Raw genomic sequence first — 22,997 nt, forward strand, 5'->3', positions numbered from 1 at the left:
GAATCTCTACTTTCTAGAACTACGGTAGTCAAAGTTAATTAAGCAAAAGATAAAACAAATGCCAAATTATAGATCGGTAGCGCTCATTGAACAGCACGGCCGAATACTTTAACCCGTAGTCCAGTTCTTTCATTGGGAACTAGGTAGAAACGCTCGGACCATATTACCGAGTATATACGAGTGATGATGTGTAAAATTATTATATTGGTAATATATCAAACTTTTAGTGTGCACGCAATCTAAATATGAACATTTTTATAAATAATGTCTAAAATGTTCGTTTTTAAAGCTAAAACCAATAGGTTTTTTCATTATACAGGGGATAAAAACACAAAAAACTTACAACACAAATACTAAACTAGATTCACCTACAACAACCGATCGTATATCAACAATTGATTTTCCTCACTTCCACCTTATATTGAGTTGGAAGTCTTATTCCTCTCGTATTGCGAGATAAAATGCGCCTCTATCCAATTCACAATTATTTCTTCTAGCATCGGGTGAAGTGGCTTTCCCGCTCCCTCTTTATAGTTCTTTTGAAGCTCTAATACTTTAAAATCTCTTTCAAAACTTTTTAAACTATGATCCATATTTTTTATTACATGTACTGCTGAATCACCCTTCACATAATGACCAATTCGCTTCATTTCCCATAAGCTATGACGGTAATTACAAAACCTGAACACTACAAGATTATTATCTACTTTCATTGTTATACCAAACGTTACCTCTTATAAGACGGATTATATGAGGGGCGAAATAAATAGGAACACCAAATGTTTGGCTAAACCAAACCGAAATTCATCTCCCACCTACCGCTAGACTATCGCCTTTCACACGCCCCAGGAAGGAGACTCCTTTCGGATAATACGTTAACACTATGCAACTCTCTACCTAGTATTTCACCGTTATCTTATAATAATGACAAAAAGGATTGATTATAGTAATCAATCCTTTTCATTTTCATCGCTCAAAACTAAATCTCTGCAGCTAATAAATTGTACTCATTGTCAAAAGAAGCATGGATTCTATGTCCACCAAATAAATCTCCATCATTATATTCGCAATATATATCATTTTCTCTCATTACAATGTCCATCAGAGTAATAGACCGCTCAAATGTTTCTTTCGTCATATCATATTCTCCTGCATCTACAGCATCCCAATCTAAATGTTCATCATTCTCATCATATTCAGGCCAAAAATCATTTTTATACTCTATTAATTCTTCCGCTATAGCGACCTTAGCTTTTTTATCAAATTCTTCTATACATACATAAAGCTTTTCTGCTCTTTTCATCATTTCATGTACATGTACAAGCTCTTTTTCAATATCCAATCCCCAATGTACTTTTCCTTCGTTTTGTTCATATGTATGAAAAGTTTCATTAAAGATAAACATTCCAATCAATTCACTATTTATTGATTTTTCCATGATTTCATTTCCTTTCTATCCCTGAAAAAGAAACTTTAATTAGTTTGATAGACATGGGACTGAACTCCTAATGCTTTATTTTTATGCTGACTTTTTTCATGAAATAAAACTCAGTTATCAGTCTAAACCATTTTTTAGATTTAACAATAACATGTGTGCATTTGTAAAATTCCAATTAAGTTTGTTAAAAATGAAAAATCCTGAAGTTAGTATTTTATTAAATTTTATTTCAACCCAACAGCATTTTTATCCTTCAAATAGTCTCTTTCATTCTAATTTCTGCATTTCTTTCAGCCGTTCTATATCCTTTTCTGAAGCCTTTTCTATTTTATACAATTCATAGCTACCCTTTATCTCATTTATCACTACAAATTCGATTTCATTCCGAACATAGCTTTTCGTTTTTCCTTTTTTATAACCAATAACATTATCTAATATAGTTTCCCCACTATCTTTTTTATATAAATTATAGCTAACAGGTGGACGACCAATTACATACTTATTATCAGAAAATCCGACTATATCATCCCTTCCTAATCCTGTCAAAGCACTCCAGACAAACATAATCTGAAATATAGAATAAACAACAATACCGCATAAGAAAAAAAATAGGATTGATTTAAAAAATAACTTTACAGGCATGCTTCCCAAAAGACATTCCCTCCCATTTCACCTCAGGATAGCAAGAACAATACGTGAATTTTGTATGCTAAGGCACCAAAGTTTTTATAATGTTCCACAGCTAGTTTAAATAGTGCATCCTTACCTCAAAAACTATCGTAGAGAGTAGCTCGGCTTATGACCTTTCTCCCAAAATAAATACATAGCTTTATTTAAAGCTTGCTCTTTATTAAAACTAATCTTTCTACCCATTAACCACACCCCCGTATTATATATTTTAGTATAAATATTTTGGAACGATAAGCCCGCAAAATATTTTGAAATTAAATCTTCCGTTAGAGGGCGCTTTAAAGGTTTATATAAATGTATTAATAATAATCAAAAACACTTGAAGTTGACGTTGGGTCATTTTATATACTGTTAAGTAGCTACTATTTAGCAATTTCATAAAAGAAATTAGAAAAATAGGAGGTTTTCATATGAAACAGGGCGATATTATTATTTATGGATGTGTCATTATAGGTGCAGGTATTGGACTGCTACTGGATCATGGATTTCCTGGTGCACTAATTGGATTAGGAGCAGGCTACTTACTTAAAAATCTTCTTAGTAAAGAAGGTTAGATGCGAAATAAGAAAATAATCGTTAAAGATAAAATCTTAACGTACAGAAAGGTAGGTTTATCAGTTGATACACATTAATAAAGTTGCAGAACTGACAGGCGTTACAGTAAGAACACTGCGTTATTACGATAAAATCGGATTATTAAAACCAGCATCCAAAACAGAGGGTGGCCATCGTTTATATACAAATGAAGAAATAAAAAAACTTCAGCAAGTTCAATTTTTAAAAAAGGTTGGATTTCCGTTACAAGAGATTAAACATATGCTCGACTTCAATGAGTGGGATTGGTCGGATAGTTTAAAGAGCCAATTATCTTATGTAATAAATGAGCAGGAAAATTTAAAGAAAATAGAATTATCCTTACGAGAAATGATAAATGGAATTGCGTTAGAGGGAGAAGAAAGCTGGATCGCGATTCAAAAAATCATGCAATTATCCAGCAAAGATAAAGAAATACAACAGTATTATCGCGAATCTATATTTAAAGAAAAAGAAATAAAACTATTAGAAAAAGTCCCCAAAATGGCAAGTGACTGCTCTGATTCACTCGAATGGATTGCCCTCATAGGTCAGTTAAAGCGTTATATGAAGGACGGACCAAAAGCAACAAAAGTTCAAAATATCATAAGAAGAATGGAAGAAAAGTGCTTAGAAGAATTTGAAGGTGAGGATGAATTTTTAAATAAGCTTTGGGAGATACGAATGTCCCCAAAACAATCAGAGAAGCTAAGTTTATATCCAATTGATCAAGATGTGCTTCAGTTTATGAACGAGGCACATGCCATTTTTATGGCTGAAAAGAATCATCCTGAACCGAAATAAGGGGGCACGAGCGATGGGTACAGAACAACTTCTCCTAATAGGCGGATTAGCCATATTGGACACGCTAAGCCCTACTACAATAGGAGTAACAATATATCTACTTTTAACAGATAAAGAGAATCTTACGAAACGTTTATTCGTTTATTTATTGACCGTAGCAGGATGTTATTTTGCTGTTGGCGTTTCACTCATGTTAGGATTAGATTTTTTGTTTAAATTTATTTCTGGCTTATTTCAAAATCGAATCGTAAGCTGGTTGTTATTTATTATTGGCGTCATATTATTCATCGTAAGCTTTTATATTCCACCTAAGAAAAATTCAGAAGTCCCTTCACCAAAAACAAAAAGTATTTTTTCAATGATTGCACTAGGATTCACTACTACATTAATTGAAGCGGGTACTGCATTTCCTTATTTTGCGGCAATTGGCATACTTACTACTTCTAATCTATCATGGATAGAATGGTCTTCTATTTTAGCGGGATACAACTTTATTATGGTATTGCCCTCTCTCGTACTGTTTCTCTTCTATCTCCTATTTGGTCGGTGGATGCAAAAACCTCTCGAGAAGCTTCGAATGAAAATTGCTAATAGTACAGGATCGGCTCTGTCATGGATTATGTGTATAGTTGGCTTCCTCCTAATATTAAATAGCCTGGATTATTTATAAGGTGTTTATAGAACCTACAATCAGGGGAATATGTTTGAAACTACAGAAGTTACTTACACCTACTATTCCCCCACACCAGTCCGTCTTTTACAGGCAGTTACTCTCCCTTCCATCTTCCTCATATTCACCTAATTTTGATGTAAGAGTCCTACTACCTGGGATAAAATATGATTCCATCCAATTCACAATTATTTCTTCCAACTCTGGATGAAGTGGCTTTCCCGCCCCTTCTTCATAATTCTTTTTAAACTCTAAAGCCTTGAAATCTCCCTCAAAACTTTTCAAACTATGATCCATATCTTTTATTACATGTACTTCAGAATCACCCTTCACATAATCACCAATCCGCTTCGCTCTTTCAGGGTCAGCCTGAATATCTTTATCACCAGCAATAGCTAGTACTGGACATGTTACTTGTTGTAAATCTTTATAAATATCATGCTGAAAATGCTCTCTAAACCATTTTGCATTCATCGGTTTAAAACCAACTTTAATCGTATCTTTTTCTGTGTTCATCATTTTTTCTTTTATTTTTTCCATCTGCTTTTCTCCACGTTTCTCCACATTGAGAAGACGCATTAGTTTTCCTTTTATTCCTTTCTGCTCTTTTAGTTCTTTATATGCAATTTCTCTTTGTCTTTTCGTAGCTTCTTCTAATGATTCCGCAGCTCCTGTAAGAAGGATGAGCCCATTAACTGGTGTTCTTGCATTTACTACTGTTGCCAACATACACCCTTCACTATGACCAGCCAAAATGATATTTTCTGGATCAACAAATGGTTGTTCTTTTAAATACGTAATCGTAGACTCTATATCACTAACTAAATCCCACATTCCAGTCTTCATGATATCTCCGTCACTCTTTCCTACTCCGCGCTTATCAAAGCGGAGCATCACCACGCCCAGTTGCGCCAATATATGCGCTAAATCTTTATATATGTTCGACGCAAGCTTTAGCGGTACAATCGTTCCATCACGATCAATCTCCCCAGATCCCGCGATAATGACAACAGCCACATACTTCCCGTCAGCTTTGGGCCTTGTAATCGTACCTTGTAAAGTAAACTCACTATTGATCGCTACTTCATATTCATCAAAAGTCATCATTTTGTCACCCCTATTCTTTTATATCCAATTTAAATTTCAAACTCGTTATTATATTTTTATACTCTCTTACATCTTTCATTGGAGCAAAAACTGGATTCTCTGCAATACTTTGTAACATGCTTCGCTTTATAATCTCTTCATTTCTAACTGTTTTAGCACCAAGTGGAAACTCTGCAAACCATTCATCAATCGCATCAAAATAGGAATCCCCATGTAAATGTAGACTATTTACTGTAAAGCTCGCCGCACAAACCGCTGCATATTTCCGTAACATTTCTAATGCTCTTTCAAAATTGTCTTGCATACAATATACTTGCGCAGCAGCATAGTATATTTTTAAAGTCATATTAGGATGTAATGTTTCTATTTCATATATATCTATTAACATAAAAGCTCTATTTAAAATTACCTCTACTTTTTCAACGCTTGAGGCATTTACTACTACATAATTTGGTATTGTCGCAACGAGTTGTATTAAATGTTGATACATACTAATTTGCATTATTTCATTTGCCTTTTCAGTATTTCCAAGCATTTGATACGCCTGTGCGATTAAATCTTCCTCTGGAACGTTAGGACGTATCGTTTCGCCAAGCAATTGCAATACTTCATTCGGTTTATTGAGTATAAGATAGCAAGTTGCTTGAAACGATACCGCCTCTTTCACAAGAGAAACATCATCACTTTCTTCCTGCACCCTGCTAAAAAGAGACATTGCCTCTTCTAAAATTTCAATTCTTTTATCCGTATCCTTTGTTAACATATGGTGGTTAATAAAAAGTAGTCCCATTTGAAGTAATAATGGAAAACAAGAATAATATTTTTTAATTATTCCCCTGCACTCCATCATTACTTCATCAAACGGTTCTTCACTAAAAGCTTCCGCTAGTCTATGATATAAATCCCTAATATCTCCCTGTTCCATTTGTGGTGTATAACAGATTAGTTCATCTATACTTATATTAAAGTACGATGCTAACAGTGGTAAAAATGTAATATCCGGATAACTCTGTCCTGTCTCCCATTTGGAAACAGACGCCTTCGTAATACCGATATACGCTGCTAACTCTTCCTGCGTAATTCCCTTTTCTTTTCTCTTATCCGCAATTTTTTTATGAATGTTTATCTCTTTCACATCATCACCTCATACTTTTATTATATGTACTTTATTCCACGCAAGATATTGATTTAAAGTCGACTTTCGTTAACAAAATCAACTGTTAGGAAACATCTGTCTAAAATCAAAGGCAGGAACATATTTGATATGTTCCTGCCTTTTTATTGTAGGGTACCGATACATAGCCATCTCACCACAGTTTTCTATGAGAATCCAGTGAACAGCTTATTTACATAATTTTCGTTATTGGAAGTTACTTTTCAAGTATTAATAGACGGTCAAGTTCAGTTTCGTGATAACTCTACACGCTCAAAGTGTTCAACTGTTGGAAATGGATCATAAAAGTGATGCAATAATGTTTTCCACTCTTGATATTGTTTAGATTGACGAAATCCTATCGTGTGGTCTTCTAAAGTTTCCCATTGCACAAGGAGCAAATATTTTCCTTTTTTCTCCATACAGCGTTGTAATTCATGATTTATGTATCCTTGCATGGAAGAGATGATTGAGGATGCTTGCTTAAATACCGATTCATACTCCGTCTCCATACCGTCTTTTACTTGCAACATGACTGCTTCTAAAATCATTTTGAAGTCCTCCTCCTTTTTCTAATTGTACCATGTGGGTGGAACGCTGTATGCGGAGTTTTGATGTATAACATATACATGTAAAGTTAACATAACGTCTCATTATCAGTATCAAGGAAAAAAGAGAATCCTGCTCTCACAAGGAAACCTTCTTTTTTTGTTCTATAAATCTATACATTTTTTTATACATTCCTATACTAGCACGGTTTTAGGGTTCTTGTTTGTTACTGAATTAGCAAAAAAACTGTATAAAATCTTGCATACTCTTAGCGTGAGAATTTTCCAAAATACTGGAATCCCACAATATGTGCTTTCTTATGGGGATTTCTTGAACCTTCATTAAAACACGCTCCCTTCCTTTGTCTATCTTTGTGAGTAACTCTCCTTGTTTATTTAAAGTCCTCGCGCGAGGCTTTGTCCTCCTCCCAAAGCCAAACAAACGATTCAGTTTATCCAGTATGTAAACAAAAAGGATAATCAGCCCCATAATGGACTAACTATCCTATAAATCTTTATCTAAATTTAATAAAACTAGAGTTTCTTTTCCTATGTATCATTATTTCGTTATCTCACCAAACTGCGCTCTCGTCACTTTCGCTAAGTCATCCACTTTCAGCTCAATTTGTATACCGATTTTCCCGCCGCTTACAATGATCGTTTCAAGTGATTGGGCGCTTTCATCAATACATGTAGAAAATAACTTCTTCATTCCGACTGGTGAACAACCACCGCGAATGTATCCTGAAACTTTCGTAATATCTTTTACAGGAATCATCTCAATTTTCTTTTCACTTACTGCTTTTGCGGCAGCTTTTAAATTCAATTCCTCATCTACTGGGATGATAAAAACGTGATAATTTTTACTATTTCCTTGAGCGATTAACGTTTTATATACTTCTCTCACTTCTCGTCCAATTTTCTCGGCTACTGATACGCCATCGATTTTCCCATCGTTTGGATCATATGACATCATCGAATATTCAATTTTTTCTTTATCTAATATTCGCATCGCATTTGTTTTATCTTTTTTCATGAGTTTCTCCTTAAAAAGTTATTTCATAACATTAAATTTTCTTTTATTATACACCCTTTTCCAATTCTCCTACATAACTTCACGTATATTTCAAAACTGAAAATATTGATATTTCAAAAATCATCTGATATAATTTGGAAAAACTTATGTTAAGGAGAGATTTCTAATGCAAAATTTTAATACGTCTTTCCAACTTCATCATCATACGTAACGCCGTGTATCCGAAGAAAAATTTTTCTTCGTGGGTACAGGGCTTTTCCTGTTGACCCACGAAGCGTTCATAAAGCTATGTGGGTATTTTTATACCCATATAGCTTTTTTTAATTTAAAAAAGGAGTGATTAAGATGGAAATGAAAAACGTAAAAGGAACAAAGGACTATTTACCAGAGGAACAAGTACTGCGAAACAAAATTAAAAGAGTGTGTGAAGACACGTTTGAACGATACGGATGTAAACCGTTAGAAACACCAACGTTAAATATGTATGAGCTTATGTCTTACAAGTACGGCGGTGGCGATGAAATTTTAAAAGAAATATATACGCTTCAAGATCAAGGAAAACGTGCCCTTGCCTTACGCTATGATTTAACAATCCCATTCGCAAAAGTCGTAGCAATGAATCCGAACATCCGCCTCCCTTTTAAACGGTATGAAATTGGAAAAGTATTTCGAGATGGGCCAATTAAACAAGGAAGATTTCGTGAGTTCATTCAATGCGACGTTGATATAGTCGGTGTAGAATCAGTTATGGCAGAAGCGGAACTTATGAGCATGGCGTTTGAACTGTTCCGAACGTTAAACTTAGAAGTAACAATCCAATATAATAACCGAAAATTGTTAAACGGTATTCTTGAGTCCATTAACATCCCTACTGAACTAACGAGTGACGTTATTTTATCATTAGACAAAATCGAAAAGATTGGGATTGATGGTGTACGAAAAGATGTATTAGAGCGCGGAATTTCTGAAGAAATGGCTGATACGATATGTAATACCGTTTTATCTTGTCTAAAGCTTTCAATTGCTGACTTTAAAGAAGCTTTCAATACTCCACTCGTTGCCGAAGGAGTAAACGAATTACAACAATTACAGCAATATTTAATCGCTCTCGGAATAAATGAAAATGCTTTATTCAATCCGTTTTTAGCGCGAGGACTTACAATGTACACAGGCACCGTATATGAAATCTTTCTAAAAGATGGATCGATTACATCCAGCATCGGTAGCGGTGGCCGTTACGATAATATTATCGGGGCATTCCGTGGCGATAATATGACCTATCCAACAGTCGGTATCTCATTCGGTTTAGACGTTATTTATACAGCACTATCGCAGAAAGAAACAATATCATCTACAGCGGATGTATTTATCATCCCACTCGGGACAGAATTACAATGCTTACAAATTGCTCAGCAATTACGTTCTACCACTTCCTTAAAAGTCGAACTCGAACTAGCAGGACGCAAATTAAAACGTGCCCTTAATTATGCCAATAAAGAGAATATCCCTTATGTGCTTATTATTGGGGAAGAAGAACTTAGTACAGAAACCGTTATGCTGCGGAATATGAAGGAAGGTAGTGAGGTGAAGGTTCCGCTTTCTTCTTTAAGTAATTATTTATAATACGAACCACCCTCGTTTGGGTGGTTTTTCTATCTTATAGATTATACTTAGTTTACATAAAAAAATTACATTCTACTAAAATCTACAAATATATAATATCCAATTACCTATTATTTTTGGTAATATATAGATATGAATTATTTTAGGAGGATTCACTTTGAAAACCTACATCCAAGCACTAAAGTGGACTACAGGGATCTATCATCTTTTATTACTTCCTTGTTATTATTTATTTCTAAGTCACGTTAACCTATATGGGATACCTTTACTTCTATTGATTGTGTTACATATCACTACTATTTTATTAGCTAAAAAAGTAGACATGAATACGTACCCTCATTATATCGGCATTATCGTTACTCTAGTTGCCTTCTTTCCTTATATAGTAATCGTTCTACATATTATAGCAGCCATTTTCCTTTTATTAGATGCGGCTTCTATGAATGCAAAAGAAGTGTATGATTCATAACAGGATAAAATGAAACTTTAATCAGTAGAGTTTTGAAGTCGGTTAGCAAATTGCAAAATTTACACAATAACTTTATTGCTAACCCCCAAAAAGGATTTACTTTTTAAGTAAATCCTTTTTCAAATTACTCTCCTTACCCCAGACTAATAAAAGAATATTCTGTTTTATTTTTATAAAATTCTAAATATTTACAATACAACTTAATTATCATACATTTTATGTATGTAAAAAAACTAAGTGTAAAGGAGATGAATTCATGCTAAAAAAATTGATAGTAAGTGCAGTGGTAGCCATTTCATCATTAACTGTAGGATTGGGATCAGTATCAGCTAGTACCGAAAAGGATTATTCGATTACCTCTTTTGAATATGTAACTGTAGATGAAAAGACTGTAGATTCGTTTAACCAATTGGATGCTCCACCAAAGGAAGACGTAAAAATAACGTTAGTTCTACCGAAACAAAATCAAAATGGAGACTGGTTATCTTATGGATTTTCGAGCAAAGAAAGTTTAGAGTCTTTTATTAAAAAAGATAAACAAAGGTTGAATCATACAATCACTCCCCTTGGGGTTGGCGGGAGCGGACCTAATAGTACAGACTTCTATGAACATGCAAATAAAGGTGGCGAGTATTTTTCTCTTAGTAGTGGTTTTAAAAATTTGCCTCCTAGTTGGCAAAATAGAATTTCTTCCGTAAGTACAGCATCCCCTACTGCTAGCTATTCAACAACGCTATGGGAACGTACTTCAACTGAAGGATATGGAAAAGGTGTTGTTTTTAAACACGCTGATTGGTATGGCAAAACTGTAAACTTGCATGACTTTGCAATTTCAGCAGTTGAAGTTAAAAAGTAAAAAATATAGAAATAAAAGGTGTCTTCACATATGGAAAACACCTTTTATTTCTACAACTCTTACCTATTATTTTTCGTATTCCTACTCTCCAAAACTTTCTCCATATTATGAGTTGCCCATTCCATCATTAATAGAATCATTGGACGTAGTGATTCACCAAGCTCCGTTAACGAATATTCTACTTTTGGCGGCACTTCACGGTATACTTCACGATGTATAATGCCATCTGCTTCAAGTTCTCTCAGCTGCAATGTTAACATTCTTTGTGTGATATTAGGTTTTAATCTTTTTAATTCATTAAACCGCTTTGTACCATCTAATAAATGATACAAAATAACCCCTTTCCATTTTCCGCCAATAACCTCAACCATCGCTTCTACTGGACAAGAATATTTATTTAAAAATGGGTGATTTATATTATTTTCATTTGAACAATCCATCATAAGTCTCTTCCCTTACCAATAGTATCTTTTTTGATACTATAACACATAAATGTGCGTACTTGTATCTATGTTACTTTAAAAATATAATTTACTTACAAAAATAAATTAATGAAAAGAGGAACTTTTATGACAAATACAAAACAAATTACAAAAGAGAAAATTATGGAGGCTTTCCATTTCAGACATGCATGTAAAGAGTTCGATCCTATGCACAAAATTTCAGAAGAGGATTTTCATTTCATTTTAGAAACAGGCAGATTATCTCCTTCTTCTTTTGGTTATGAACCTTGGAAATTTATTGTCGTACAAAATAAAGAATTAAGAGAAAAACTACAACCGTATTCATGGGGCGCTAGTGGGCAACTTGCAACAGCTAGTCACTTTGTCATTGTTCTTTCAAGAAACATTAAAGATATGCATTATGATGCAGAGTATATTAAATATATGATGAACGATATTATTGGATTACCTGAAGACACTCAAAAAATCAGATATGAATTCTTCAAAAAGTTCCAGGAATCCGATTTTAACTTGTTACAATCGGATCGTGCTGTATTTGATTGGGCATCTAAGCAATCTTATATTGCTTTAGGTAATATGATGACGAGTGCAGCTCAAATCGGCATTGATTCTTGTCCAATAGAAGGATTTGATAAAGAGAAAGTAGATTCTTTACTTCGTCAAGAAGGTATTATAAAAGATGATAATCTTGAAGTATCTGTTATGGTTGCCTTTGGTTACCGTAAAGAAGAGCCAAAGCGTGATAAAACAAGACAAACTATGGATACAATTGTTGAATGGATTAAGTAATATAGCACTCACAAATAAAACTCCTTCTAGCTAAATACTTATTCTATTGAAGAATCAGTTGTTTTTCTAATGTATGAAATTGATTTTTCATGGAAAGATATGTTAGTATGTATACAGTTTGAGCGCTCTATTTTTTAGAGTCGAACAGGAGGAGAATGGATATGTCTGATATTGAAGTTGGCGAAGTGTTTACTCTCAGTGATGAGAATAATGAGGATCAGGAAGTAGAAGTACTTGGAGCGATGGATGTCGAAGGCGCAGAATATATTGCAGTTGCCTTCGTAGAAGACATTCAAACAGAATCTGAGGAAGACATTGATATTTTCTTTTTAAAAGTAGAAGAAGATAATGAGTTTTCATACATTGAAAATGATGAAGAGTTTGATAAAGTATCTGCTGCTTTTGATAAAATTTTGGACGAGCAAGAGCAAGAATAATAAGAATGAAAAACACGAGGGTGGATGCATATCCGCCCTCTTTTTATTTATCACTCATCCAAAGACTTATGCAGCAATTCCAATACATCTTTCATGACAAAAGGCCCGTCTTTTTTCACATGCTCAGCGAATTCAGAAACGAGATGTAATGTTCTTACACTTTCAATTGGATGCTCGCCTGACGCACTTTCAGCAGAAAGCATAACTGCATTCGTTCCGTCCAGTACAGCTTGAAACACATCAGTCACCTCAGCCCTTGTTGGAATAGAATGATCTACCATAGATTGAAGCATTTGTGTCGCTGTAATAACATATGTATTCGTTCGATTACATTCCTGAATCATCATTTTCTGCAAAAGCGGAATAAATTGATACGGCAACTCTACTCCTAAATCGCCCCGTGCAATCATAATTCCGTCTGCTTCTTTACATATATCTTGAAAATTCTCGATCGCTTCCATCGTTTCTATTTTGGCAATTACATTAGGAGAAGTTTCTTTGTACTGTTGTATAAAATCTCGTATTTCTTTTATATGACTAGGTTTTCTTACAAAAGAACATGCGATAAAATCAACATCCTCTTCTAGAAGAAACTGAATGTCTTTTTTATCTTTCTCTGTAATAGCTGGTAAACTAACGATTGCCCCTGGTAAGTTCACCCCTTTATGAGATGAGATATTACCACCTGTTTTCACCTTTGTTTCTATTTTATCCGTACTTATCTTTTCAACAATTAATTCAACTTCTCCATCATTAATTAAAATTCTACTGCCAACTTTCACGTCATTCGCGATTCCTGCATAATCAACACTTGCTTCTCTATTGCTCCCTGTAACTGGTTGCGTATGTAAAATAAAAGAATCTCCCGCCTGAAGTGTAATTTGTTCTCCTTTTACTTCACCTAACCTTATTTTAGGACCTTGTACATCGCCTAAAATTTTAATAGAATCGTCTAACGATTTGACTAAACGAATGATATCTTTATGACTTTCATGCGTACCATGTGATAAATTCAACCGTACTATTTTCATACCATTGTTTATTAACTTCGCTAACGTTTCTTTATTATTACTTGCTGGCCCAATTGTACAAACTCGATCGATTGTCATTTTTATCACCATCCTTTTTTAAATAAGTTTCCCACATAACCTTAAAAATAACAGAGATCATGAAATGAATAGATTTAAATTTACACGAATTTCATAAAGTTAAACCTGTTTCCCTTGCTGGCTAAGCATTAGAAGAGATATTCGATTTTTTACAAATGAAGAAATGTTGAATCAAAAGTAAAAGGTAAGTTAAGTATGGGACAAGTTATTGAGAGTTTCAAAATTTTCATATATTGTATGAATTGAGTTCGAACTCAAAAATTTAAAAAGGTGGGAAAATTAGTGAATATGAAAAAATCTTTAGCGGTGATAACTTTAGGGTTAGCGGTTTTAGGTTTTGGTTTTACTAATAACGCAAGTGCCTCAGAGGTGGGTGCTGCAGACAAGCAGCCTGTTTTAGTTGACTATGATACAGTTCAATCAGCAAAAACATCTAATGTTCCTAGTTTGATTGTTGCAGCTGCACCTAAGAACGACTCTAACATTAGCGTGTATACTCCCTTTTTCGGTAACCCATATGCAGTTGCTAAATCGAAATCAACTACGACCGAAGACTATATTTATGCAAAAGCAAGAACTTTCAATGGCGATGGCTCAATAGTGAATACGAAAAGTAATAGTGCCAAAAAAACAACTTATGTAAGTGCTACAGCGACCAATACAAGTGTTTATTATGGAGATGATTATGCTATTGGTAATCATACCTATAAATTAAATGGTTATAATGATGTGAATCACGAAACAAAAGCTTCCTGGTAAGAAAGAGAAAAAAGATATGCATCTTGCATATCTTTTTTCTCTTATATTTTAAATATATTGAGGTGCTATTTATGAAACAAATGTATATTATTATCAGTGTTATACTTATTTCGTTAATTATCATTTATGTTTTATTCCATACTTCAATCATACAACCACATACATCTCCTACAGAAAATAAGCGAGAGCAACAAACCAATACTATTTCTTACGGATTGAAGAATACTAAAGGTCAACATATTAACAATGGTAGTGAAATTACTATGGAGAATAATAAAATAAATGTATCGTTATCATTCATACATAATGTTGATGAAGACCGAAAATATGGATTAATTGTCCTAGAAGATTACGAACAAAAACCTTTTAAAATAGAAGAAGCTGCTAATGAAGTATTACACTATTCTTTTGATATGAAACCAAATAGTTCAATTACTACGAGAATCACTTTACACACTTCTCCTAATGCAAGTGAATTAACCTTTTTAATAATTAAAAAACCTGAATATAAATTAAAAGATAATGACTTAAATAAAGCGGTTATATTAGAAGAGATTTTAAGTATGCGATACTCCATAAATTCCTCTCAGGAGAGAAGCAAAAAAATAAAATTCACCTTTATACAACCAAATGCTATTTTAAAAGATGGTCTTTATGAACCATTATTTGTTACGAACACTGAAGAAAAATTACAAACTGTCTTCTCTGAAAAAGAAGGCAGACAATTAACCTTATCAAACGGTAATGAAACGAAAGATGAAATGACTTACGCAATCGTAGCATTTAAAGATTGGGAACAAGTTGAAATATGTAATGATAAAAAAATCGTTTATACTGCGGTCGCACCTGAAACGAGACAAATTTTCAATTTTACATTGCCTTCAGTGGATCAGGAAAGTAATTTTCAGCTCGTCGCTTTTCCATTTCCTTATAAAACTAGCGAAGAAGATTATGTCAGTCAACAAGCATTCGGTTCATTTCGTATCGTAATTGAAAATAAATAGACTTTTACAAAAAATACAAAAAAGCCTACTTCCACAGTAGGCTTTTGAAACTACGAAAGTTTCGTTAATAACTGATTTAAATCTTTTTTCGTTTTCGTCGTTAATGACTTCATTTTATTAATATCTATCTTTTCTTTCTCCGCTCCTACAATTAACGGATACATACTTTGTCCGATTGTTTTATACTCAGCTGGGTGTGATGCTTCTAACTCTTTCTCGATTACATCCCATTTTTCATTAATTTGTTTTCCAAGTTTATTTACTGTTTCTAATTTCGGATTCGCAGCTAATTGCTTGTCTAAGCTATCAACTAATGCAGCAACTTCTTTAACACTCGTTTTCACAGCTACGCTTTTCTTCGGATCTTTCGTTGTTTTTCCGTTTGAGTTTGTACTTGTACTTTGATCTGTTGTTTTTCCGCTAGTCGTTTCGTCATTCGTTTTTCCTGTCGTTTCTTTTTCTTTTGTTTTCACATTCTCATTTTGAGTTGATGTTTTGCCGTTACTCTCTGTTCCTGATGATTCTTTCGTATTTTTTGCATCCTTATCTGTTTTTTCATTTGAAGAAGTATTTGTATCTTTTTCAGTATCTTTCGTTGTTTTTGACGTCTCATCTGCACTTGTCGTTTTTGATTCTCCTTCATTTTGAGCTGTTACTTGTTCTTTCTTTTCTGTCTCTTTCTCTGCTGAAGGACTACAAGCTGCCATAGTAAGCATTGTACCAATTGTTATCGATGCGATAGCGACCTTTTTCATTTTCATATAAATCCCCCTATGTTTACTTTATTTATCCTCCCCTTTACGATTCGATTTCCTCTTAAAAAATCCCTTTTCATACGAATTACCATCTTTCCGACAGTAATCTTCATAATAATACGTACAAAAACTGATAAACCAATTTGAATATTCGAGTTTCTTCTACTTCATTTTTCTTCTCTGTAGTAAAAGAAAAAGAGTATATTGTCACATGAAGAATTACTATCTTCATATGACGATATACTCTCCTATCAAATTTTTATCTTTCTTGACATTTTATTTATACAAAAAAATAATATTTTCTTTCATTTTTTGTTTCTCAACAATTGTTAACATAATATATTTATGAGTAACCACCGTTCGAATGAATGACTTGCCCCGTAATCCATTTTGCTTCTTCACTTACTAAAAAAGAAATTAAGCGTGCTGCATCTGACGGTTCTCCTACTTTACCTTGCGGGAACTTCCACACTAAATGATGCTTCAGCTCCTCTGTAATCCATCCTGTATTCGTCGGTCCTGGATCAACAGCATTCACTGTAATTCCCTTCTCCATCGCAACTGGTGCTACTGATTTTGTAAATGCTTCAATTGCTCCTTTCGTCGCTACGTATGCTAGTTCATCAGGCATTGGCCCTAATGACTGTCCTGAAGTAAGATTAATAATACTGCCACTCGTTTTCAGTGCATAATGTTTTATAAATAATGAACTTAATAACATAGTAGCGCGAACATTCACTGTATAATGTTTATCTAACTGTTCTACATTTAATTCTTCAATTCTCGTATGAGTAGAATACGCTGCATTATTAATTAAAATAGATGGATCACCTAAACGTTCTGAGACCATATAAAACAAACGATTTGGCGAATACGACTGCGATAAATTGATTTCTGCCATTTCACATCGAACACCTAAACTTTCAATCTCCTCTTTCAACAAAAAGGGCTCTTTATCATGCATTCCCCACGGCATCGCTTTATCATACTGAGACCAGTACGTGAAAAAAATGTCTATCCCTTTTTGAGCAAGCACCTTGCATACAGCTGCACCAATTCCATTCAGACGAGTTGCCCCTGTTACAATTGCTATTTTCTTCACCTTTTCTCCTCCATCTATGGATAAATCCCCTGCACGAATACAGAGGATCTATCTTTTTATTCAATATTTGACAATATACGTTCTGCACCTAATTTTAAAATTTTAATGAAGATATAATTTACAATCGTAAACATTACAAATAAAACGATAAACATAACCCACAGTCCTACTTGAAGGAAGAAGTATAATAGACTTACTCCCGCTACAATAACTAAAGCTATAAAAATATTAGCTAAAAAGTTCCACAAAGTTGTATATCGGCTCTTAAATAATTTCTGCTCTGTATCCCAATGTATATCTGCAGTTTGTGCATCCCAGCGTGTACCGATTAAATTGATTAGCAATAAACCGTTCGCACTTAGTAAGAACCAAAGTACCATAAATACTGGAGATATCCCCGCTACAACTGCCATCGTAATACCGAATACTGCTAAAATAATTACATTAATTAACCAAGCAGTGATCGCTTTCGCAAAAAAGATATCCGAAGCTTTTACAGGTAAATAACGATTCACAAACCATGAACTTCCATCTCGTGAAAATGATGTTGTTGCGATAACATTACTTCCCATTAAAAATAACGATGCACAAAGACCAACGCCAATTGCAAGACCTGCTGATTCTGGATTATCAATATACCCTGTTATCCACTTTAAATTTCCATCTTGCACGAATAAAACAAAGAATAACATAATCGGCATAACGAAAGTTTGTACGATACAATTTAAGAAAAATTGCGGTGTACGGAATAACGTTTTAAACTCTTTTTTCACATACGCTTTCAAATGTGAACTTTGTACCGTTGATTTCTGTAAACCTTCTGCTGAAATGACCTCTTTTTTTGCTGTACTCGTTGAAAGTCCAATAACCCCTTTTAAATATGTACGCTCTGCAATGTAATAAAACAACACAAAAAATACAAATGAAATAAGTGCAAAAATTATTACGTATAAAGGACCCTTCCAATTTGCATTTTCTACTAATGCCACTGCTCCAAAATATGTAGTTGGAAAATAATTTGTCATTTGTACTAAAAGTGAAGATTCGTTGCTCGCAAGATAATTCGTAAGTGCATCTTCAGAAAATGAACTTTTATTTTTCCACTGTAAAAATACATTAATTCCTACAATAAATAGTATACTTACGATTCCAATAAATATATTGCCTCGATCTTTATTTTTCGCTATATTTGTATACCTCATAATAACTGTCATCAGTAATGAAGCTAATACTAACGGCACAATCGGGAAGAGTAAGTAAATAAAAATCATGTATATGTAATATGTAATAAATGCGCCACTTTTTAACCCGTACGTAATAAAGATTGGTAATAAAATAAATGAACTCATTACGTATTGTGTAATTAATACCGTTAGAAACTTTGCCGAAATAATCTGCGCTGGTTTCAATGGTAACGGCAATAACATTTCAATGTCATTACTATAGTAAAATACAGTTAAAATGTTCGTTATACTCATTAAAAATACCCATATACTCGCAATCGCAAGTCCCATTGCGATAATCATTCCTGGATCTTGCCCCAAATGTTTCATACCTTCATACATTCCGTGCGTCATCGAACCAAATATTAAAAAACCAACAAATAAAATGGCTGCAAATGAAAATACATACGCCCAGCGCTTCTTCTTATCTGTTATGAAATCTGCATAATTTAATTTCAATAATACTTTCGTTAACGTCCAAATTTTACTCATTGCCCGTCATCTCCAAGAACATTTTTTCAAGTGATTCATTGGATTTAAAATGATCTCTCATTTCATTTAAATTTCCTTTAAACTGAAGATTTCCCTTATTAATAATCGCGACGCGGTCACATATTTTTTCTGCCACTTCTAATACGTGCGTTGAGAAAAATACTATCTTTCCTTTATCCGCATGCTCTCTCATCATTTCTTTTAAAATATATGCAGATTTCGGATCAAGCCCTGTTAACGGTTCATCTAAAATCCATACATCTGGCTCGTGCACGAGCACACCAATAATAACAATTTTTTGTCTCATACCGTGTGAATAACTTTGAATTTGATCAGATAACGCATTATAAAGATCAAACTTCTTTGCTAAAGACTCGATTCGTTCTTGGCGTACTTCTTTCGGCACTTCATACATATCTGCCATAAAGTTTAAATATTCAATTCCCTTTAATCGTAAAAACATATCCGGACTATCTGGAACATAACCAAACGTCTTCTTCGCTTCCATCGGATTTTTCATAATATCTTTACCGTTAATCGTAATCGTCCCTTTGTCCACTCCATGAATACCAGTAATCATCTTAATTGTCGTTGATTTACCCGCACCATTCGGTCCTAAAAACCCAAAGATTTCTCCGCTAGGCACAGATAAACTTAAATCTTTTACTGCATAAGTAGACCCATTATAACTTTTTGACACATTCGTAATTTCAATCATTCCATCCAATCCTTTCCTTAATTACCAAATAACTATATTAACATTATAGCATACTTATATTTTTAGATTTTTATATTTTTTCAGTTTTTTCAACCTTTAAAATAAATATACAAGCCTAATCCAACGATTAAAACGACAGCTAGTATAATATAAATCATCGTCAGCCGTTTAATATTCCCTTTTGTCGCTTTACTATAATCCGCATCACCATTCCGCCCAATTAATACCGTTGCCACTACAGTAATCACTACAAGTAATACAACGATCATAATCCAAGTTAGCATTCCTTCCTCCCCCTCCTTACAACCATTTTACAATATTATCCTCTTTATTTCGCATTATATTTCCTCTTTTTACTATTATTATGAAAAGAATTGGAAAATTATTATTACTATACATTTTCATATGTGATATATTTATAACATAACGTGATTTATTTCTAACATTGAAAGGAGAATCTATCGTGAAAACAACTTGGATTAAATATTTAGGTTTTCTCGGTTTCTTTGGATTCCTCGGCTTTTTTTATGAACAAGGATTGTTTACTATGTTCTGTTTCTTCTCCTTTTTCACATCGTATAGAACAGTTCAACACGATGAACTGTTTGAACAAATCGTCAATAAATCGTGCCGCAATGCATTTATCGTTACATTACTAACGACCGCTATCATTATGTTTATTGAAATGTTATTTCCAAACCCGGCGCTACAAGAGATTGATATCGCTCTTCTTTTCGGCACACTCATTCTTACGTTCGGCTTCTCTATGTTCTTTTACGATAAACCAGTGGATGAATTGGAAGATGCACCATGGCGTTCGTAACGAAAATAAAAGAATACCGCGCCAAATTGAATATGACACAAGAAGATTTAGCGAAAACTGTTGGTGTACGTCGTGAAACGATAAGCCATCTCGAAAAAGGAAAATACAACCCTTCCTTGCAACTTGCTCACGATATTGCGAAGGCACTTCATAGTACAATTGATGAGGTTTTTATTTTCGAGGATTAATTGAAGACAAAAAATCATATAAAAATACCGGCATTCTTTCCATGAAGAATACCGGTACTACTCATTTATCACCCATACAAAACAGCATGAAATACGCCTAACAGTAAGTATTGATCCTCTATATAATCTTCATCATATACATCCATTTTGATATAATACATATCTTCCTCAAGACGAATATTCCAATCTGCGATTACATAGCCGTTTCGCAATAACTTTCCAAGTCCAATTGAAGTTTTGTGAACAACATATTCTTCTCCCTTATATGTAAAGGTAAATAAGAAATTTGCATCTAATAACTTTCCATCACATACAAGTATTTCATGCTCTGCATCATTATTATCGATGTACGTTACTAAAATCCTTCTTTGACGCTGCCTACTTACATCCTTTGCAATGACGCGAATATTGTCCTTACTATCCTTTATTTCATAAATGATATTACTACCGACTTTCGGAATGAAGTCTAGCACTTTCATCAAAGCATTTTTATAATAGCCCCGTACTGCGCCTACTCCCTCGCTTCCATTGTAAACCTCTATTGAAGTCGTATCCGCTTTACTATCACACAGTCGTTTATAAGAAAGCTGCATCATTCGCTCTCCTCTTAAATACTGATCAAACGTAACAGGATATTCTATCGCGCGCAGTTCCTTATTTAGCTCATTCAAATAACGCCCAACGCTCTCTACTAATGCTGTAGTGGATATACGTTCCTGAAGTTCAAATTGCTGCCAACTGGAAGAAACTCTCCACTGATCTTCCTCTTCATAGAAGAACCCGAGAATTACCTCCTCACGGTCACTCGTTTCATAATTCAATTGTTCTTTCTGCCCATGTTGCACTTGTTCCATCCACTGTCCTAAATAAATGCCGAGCTCTGCGACCTTCATGCATGACTTCTGGAAAAGTACGCTGTCATTCGCGCGAATCGTTACATCTCCTTCGATAAAGCCCTTTGAATAAGCATCATACCGTGGCTCATCCTTCTTCGGGAGACTTTTTTCTAACTCAAATAAAAATGTTAACATTCTTTATTCACCTCTAGTTGTTACACAGCTCTTTCCTATATTGACCAGAGCAATTTAAAATATATCAACGATTTTTCAAATATATCTATCGTAACTTAAAATATATCAACGATTTTTTCGATATATCTATCGTAACTCAAATTATATCGACTTATCGACAAATATCAACACGATTAAAATGAAACTACCTTTTCTTCCGCCACTTCCACAATTTCTAGCAGGCTCTCCACTTCATAAGTCGGCTTAACATCTGTCTTATTTTCTTTCAAACTCGGATTATACCAACACGTATCAATACCGTAATCTTCTCCGCCTTTCATATCAGAAGTTAAGGAATCTCCAACCATTAGTACGCTTGATTTATCCGTAATCCCAAACTTTTCAAACGCATAATCAAAAATCTCACGTGCTGGTTTTTGATGGCCGACTTCTTCTGAAATAATAATATGTTCAAAGAAGTTACTTAAAAGTGAATTTCCGATTCTAGATTGTTGCACCTTCGTATATCCATTCGTAATAATACCTAGCTTGCAATCTTGTAGATTTTCACATAATTGCACTGCACCTTCTATAAGGTGTACTTCTTTTCCTAAGTTTTCAAGGTATCTATCACTAAATTGCTGCGCATCTACTTCTATATTATGAAGTGCAAATAATTGTCTAAATCGATCTACCGCTAATTCACTTAGCGTAATCATTTTATTTTCTAAATCTCTCCATAATCCATTACTAATCTGTTTATAACTTGCAAGATAATCATTATATCCTGTAGGCATCCCGAACTGTACAAACGCGTTATGTAATGCGTTTCTTTCCGTTTCAGGAAAATCTAATAATGTATCATCTACGTCGAATAATATAACTTTATATTTCATAATGTTCTCCTCAACTAGTACGTTATTTACAACTTGTATTTTCTCATTAATCGTCTCTTAAGTCGAACTTTTTCCCTTTACGAATAGTAGCTGTACAGAGATTTTAAAGTTGTTTAAGGTACATGAGTCATGTTATTCAATAATAATTAATTGTGAAAACACTATTAATTTGAGATAATTTGGATAATGAATCCAATTTTTAAAAAGGGAACACAGGAAGTATATTACTATAGTTACCATAGAGGGGGGCGGAAAAATATA

The 22,997-nt window shown here is 33.9% G+C and carries 27 protein-coding genes, 2 pseudogenes and 1 riboswitch; of the genes and pseudogenes, 12 read left to right on the forward strand and 17 right to left on the reverse strand.

Annotated elements, in window-relative coordinates:
- Positions 1–96 precede the first annotated feature (96 nt).
- A riboswitch (purine riboswitch) is annotated at positions 97–200 on the reverse strand.
- A 216-nt stretch (positions 201–416) separates the two neighbouring features.
- The 4 genes and pseudogenes from JDS82_RS09515 to JDS82_RS30345 all read right to left on the reverse strand — a co-directional run.
- Positions 417–647, reverse strand: a pseudogene (locus JDS82_RS09515) (hypothetical protein); the annotation flags it as partial.
- Positions 648–979: 332 nt separating this feature from the next.
- Positions 980–1,438, reverse strand: a complete 459-nt coding sequence (locus tag JDS82_RS09520; RefSeq protein ID WP_199713139.1) for a DUF2262 domain-containing protein — start codon at positions 1,436–1,438, stop codon at positions 980–982.
- Positions 1,439–1,705: 267 nt separating this feature from the next.
- Entirely contained in the window at positions 1,706–2,080 is a 375-nt protein-coding gene (locus JDS82_RS09525) for a hypothetical protein (protein WP_472926240.1), read from the reverse strand.
- A 128-nt stretch (positions 2,081–2,208) separates the two neighbouring features.
- Positions 2,209–2,311: pseudogene (locus tag JDS82_RS30345) on the reverse strand (TetR/AcrR family transcriptional regulator); the annotation flags it as partial.
- A 227-nt stretch (positions 2,312–2,538) separates the two neighbouring features.
- Between JDS82_RS30345 and JDS82_RS09535 the strand changes: the two are divergent.
- The 3 genes from JDS82_RS09535 to JDS82_RS09545 all read left to right on the forward strand — a co-directional run bounded on the left by JDS82_RS09535 (position 2,539) and on the right by JDS82_RS09545 (position 4,175).
- The gene (locus tag JDS82_RS09535; RefSeq protein WP_000808927.1) at positions 2,539–2,682 is read left to right on the forward strand and encodes a hypothetical protein; all 144 of its coding nucleotides are present in this window, start codon (positions 2,539–2,541) and stop codon (positions 2,680–2,682) included.
- A 64-nt stretch (positions 2,683–2,746) separates the two neighbouring features.
- On the forward strand, positions 2,747–3,505 hold the full coding sequence (locus JDS82_RS09540) for a MerR family transcriptional regulator (RefSeq protein ID WP_199713141.1): 759 nt from the start codon (positions 2,747–2,749) through the stop codon (positions 3,503–3,505).
- Positions 3,506–3,518: 13 nt separating this feature from the next.
- Entirely contained in the window at positions 3,519–4,175 is a 657-nt protein-coding gene (locus tag JDS82_RS09545) for a GAP family protein (RefSeq protein ID WP_000536408.1), read from the forward strand.
- Positions 4,176–4,262: 87 nt separating this feature from the next.
- Here the strand turns inward: JDS82_RS09545 and JDS82_RS09550 are convergent, their stop codons facing one another.
- The 4 genes from JDS82_RS09550 to ybaK form a co-directional block, all read right to left on the reverse strand.
- Positions 4,263–5,279 (reverse strand): alpha/beta hydrolase family protein, encoded by a 1,017-nt coding sequence (locus JDS82_RS09550; RefSeq protein WP_199713224.1) that lies wholly within the window; start codon positions 5,277–5,279, stop codon positions 4,263–4,265.
- A 13-nt stretch (positions 5,280–5,292) separates the two neighbouring features.
- Complete coding sequence (locus JDS82_RS09555) at positions 5,293–6,417, reverse strand: helix-turn-helix domain-containing protein (protein WP_088091680.1); 1,125 nt, start codon at positions 6,415–6,417, stop codon at positions 5,293–5,295.
- A gap of 266 nt (positions 6,418–6,683) precedes the next feature.
- Positions 6,684–6,986 carry an antibiotic biosynthesis monooxygenase family protein gene (locus tag JDS82_RS09560; protein WP_088091681.1) on the reverse strand — a complete coding sequence of 101 codons (303 nt, stop codon included), beginning with the start codon at positions 6,984–6,986 and terminating at the stop codon, positions 6,684–6,686.
- A gap of 556 nt (positions 6,987–7,542) precedes the next feature.
- Positions 7,543–8,019, reverse strand: a complete 477-nt coding sequence (gene ybaK, locus JDS82_RS09565; protein WP_048565981.1) for a Cys-tRNA(Pro) deacylase — start codon at positions 8,017–8,019, stop codon at positions 7,543–7,545.
- 345 nt (positions 8,020–8,364) lie between these two features.
- Between ybaK and JDS82_RS09570 the strand changes: the two genes are divergently transcribed.
- The 3 genes from JDS82_RS09570 (at position 8,365) to JDS82_RS09580 (ending at position 10,967) form a co-directional block, all read left to right on the forward strand.
- Positions 8,365–9,642: a histidine--tRNA ligase gene (locus JDS82_RS09570; protein WP_199713142.1), complete on the forward strand. Its 1,278-nt coding sequence runs from the start codon at positions 8,365–8,367 to the stop codon at positions 9,640–9,642.
- 157 nt (positions 9,643–9,799) lie between these two features.
- On the forward strand, positions 9,800–10,111 hold the full coding sequence (locus JDS82_RS09575; protein WP_000860710.1) for a hypothetical protein: 312 nt from the start codon (positions 9,800–9,802) through the stop codon (positions 10,109–10,111).
- A gap of 256 nt (positions 10,112–10,367) precedes the next feature.
- The gene (locus JDS82_RS09580; RefSeq protein ID WP_061672724.1) at positions 10,368–10,967 is read left to right on the forward strand and encodes a hypothetical protein; all 600 of its coding nucleotides are present in this window, start codon (positions 10,368–10,370) and stop codon (positions 10,965–10,967) included.
- A gap of 59 nt (positions 10,968–11,026) precedes the next feature.
- Here JDS82_RS09580 and JDS82_RS09585 read toward each other — a convergent pair whose 3' ends face one another.
- Positions 11,027–11,407, reverse strand: coding sequence for a winged helix-turn-helix transcriptional regulator (locus JDS82_RS09585; protein ID WP_199713225.1), 381 nt, complete (start codon positions 11,405–11,407; stop codon positions 11,027–11,029).
- A gap of 129 nt (positions 11,408–11,536) precedes the next feature.
- On the opposite strand from JDS82_RS09585, the gene JDS82_RS09590 reads away from it, so the two are divergent.
- Positions 11,537–12,220, forward strand: coding sequence for an NAD(P)H-dependent oxidoreductase (locus JDS82_RS09590; RefSeq protein WP_000185618.1), 684 nt, complete (start codon positions 11,537–11,539; stop codon positions 12,218–12,220).
- 155 nt (positions 12,221–12,375) lie between these two features.
- The gene (locus JDS82_RS09595; protein ID WP_002008111.1) at positions 12,376–12,657 is read left to right on the forward strand and encodes a DUF1292 domain-containing protein; all 282 of its coding nucleotides are present in this window, start codon (positions 12,376–12,378) and stop codon (positions 12,655–12,657) included.
- Positions 12,658–12,707: 50 nt separating this feature from the next.
- Here the strand turns inward: JDS82_RS09595 and JDS82_RS09600 are convergent, their stop codons facing one another.
- On the reverse strand, positions 12,708–13,778 hold the full coding sequence (locus JDS82_RS09600; protein ID WP_088091687.1) for a pyruvate kinase: 1,071 nt from the start codon (positions 13,776–13,778) through the stop codon (positions 12,708–12,710).
- A 270-nt stretch (positions 13,779–14,048) separates the two neighbouring features.
- Here JDS82_RS09600 and JDS82_RS09605 point away from each other — a divergent pair, with 270 nt between their 5' ends.
- Together JDS82_RS09605 and JDS82_RS09610 are read left to right on the forward strand one after the other, a co-directional pair.
- Complete coding sequence (locus JDS82_RS09605; protein ID WP_088091688.1) at positions 14,049–14,525, forward strand: XoxI protein; 477 nt, start codon at positions 14,049–14,051, stop codon at positions 14,523–14,525.
- Between the two features lie 71 nt (positions 14,526–14,596).
- Entirely contained in the window at positions 14,597–15,529 is a 933-nt protein-coding gene (locus JDS82_RS09610) for a hypothetical protein (RefSeq protein WP_076538882.1), read from the forward strand.
- 50 nt (positions 15,530–15,579) lie between these two features.
- Here JDS82_RS09610 and JDS82_RS09615 read toward each other — a convergent pair whose 3' ends face one another.
- The 5 genes from JDS82_RS09615 to JDS82_RS09635 form a co-directional block, all read right to left on the reverse strand.
- Positions 15,580–16,290, reverse strand: coding sequence for a hypothetical protein (locus JDS82_RS09615; RefSeq protein ID WP_199713143.1), 711 nt, complete (start codon positions 16,288–16,290; stop codon positions 15,580–15,582).
- A 337-nt stretch (positions 16,291–16,627) separates the two neighbouring features.
- Positions 16,628–17,386, reverse strand: a complete 759-nt coding sequence (locus tag JDS82_RS09620) for an SDR family oxidoreductase (RefSeq protein WP_000716969.1) — start codon at positions 17,384–17,386, stop codon at positions 16,628–16,630.
- A 56-nt stretch (positions 17,387–17,442) separates the two neighbouring features.
- Positions 17,443–19,101 (reverse strand): putative ABC transporter permease subunit, encoded by a 1,659-nt coding sequence (locus tag JDS82_RS09625; RefSeq protein ID WP_061672730.1) that lies wholly within the window; start codon positions 19,099–19,101, stop codon positions 17,443–17,445.
- Positions 19,094–19,819, reverse strand: coding sequence for an ABC transporter ATP-binding protein (locus JDS82_RS09630; RefSeq protein ID WP_000570200.1), 726 nt, complete (start codon positions 19,817–19,819; stop codon positions 19,094–19,096). The genes JDS82_RS09625 and JDS82_RS09630 overlap by 8 nt, the downstream gene beginning before the upstream one ends.
- 89 nt (positions 19,820–19,908) lie before the next feature.
- On the reverse strand, positions 19,909–20,103 hold the full coding sequence (locus JDS82_RS09635; RefSeq protein WP_064057432.1) for a hypothetical protein: 195 nt from the start codon (positions 20,101–20,103) through the stop codon (positions 19,909–19,911).
- 179 nt (positions 20,104–20,282) lie between these two features.
- Between JDS82_RS09635 and JDS82_RS09640 the strand changes: the two genes are divergently transcribed.
- Both JDS82_RS09640 and JDS82_RS09645 read left to right on the forward strand, forming a co-directional pair.
- The gene (locus JDS82_RS09640) at positions 20,283–20,642 is read left to right on the forward strand and encodes a DUF2178 domain-containing protein (protein WP_199713144.1); all 360 of its coding nucleotides are present in this window, start codon (positions 20,283–20,285) and stop codon (positions 20,640–20,642) included.
- Entirely contained in the window at positions 20,630–20,830 is a 201-nt protein-coding gene (locus JDS82_RS09645; RefSeq protein WP_000896309.1) for a helix-turn-helix transcriptional regulator, read from the forward strand. Before JDS82_RS09640 ends, JDS82_RS09645 begins: the two co-directional genes overlap by 13 nt.
- 68 nt (positions 20,831–20,898) lie before the next feature.
- Here JDS82_RS09645 and JDS82_RS09650 read toward each other — a convergent pair whose 3' ends face one another.
- Positions 20,899–21,861: a tubby C-terminal domain-like protein gene (locus JDS82_RS09650; RefSeq protein WP_199713145.1), complete on the reverse strand. Its 963-nt coding sequence runs from the start codon at positions 21,859–21,861 to the stop codon at positions 20,899–20,901.
- Positions 21,862–22,034: 173 nt separating this feature from the next.
- Entirely contained in the window at positions 22,035–22,736 is a 702-nt protein-coding gene (locus JDS82_RS09655) for a YjjG family noncanonical pyrimidine nucleotidase (protein WP_199713146.1), read from the reverse strand.
- Between the last annotated feature and the right edge of the window lie 261 nt (positions 22,737–22,997).

Source organism: Bacillus cereus group sp. N14 (assembly GCF_016483555.1).
Classification (GTDB): Bacteria; Bacillota; Bacilli; order Bacillales; family Bacillaceae_G; genus Bacillus_A; species Bacillus_A wiedmannii.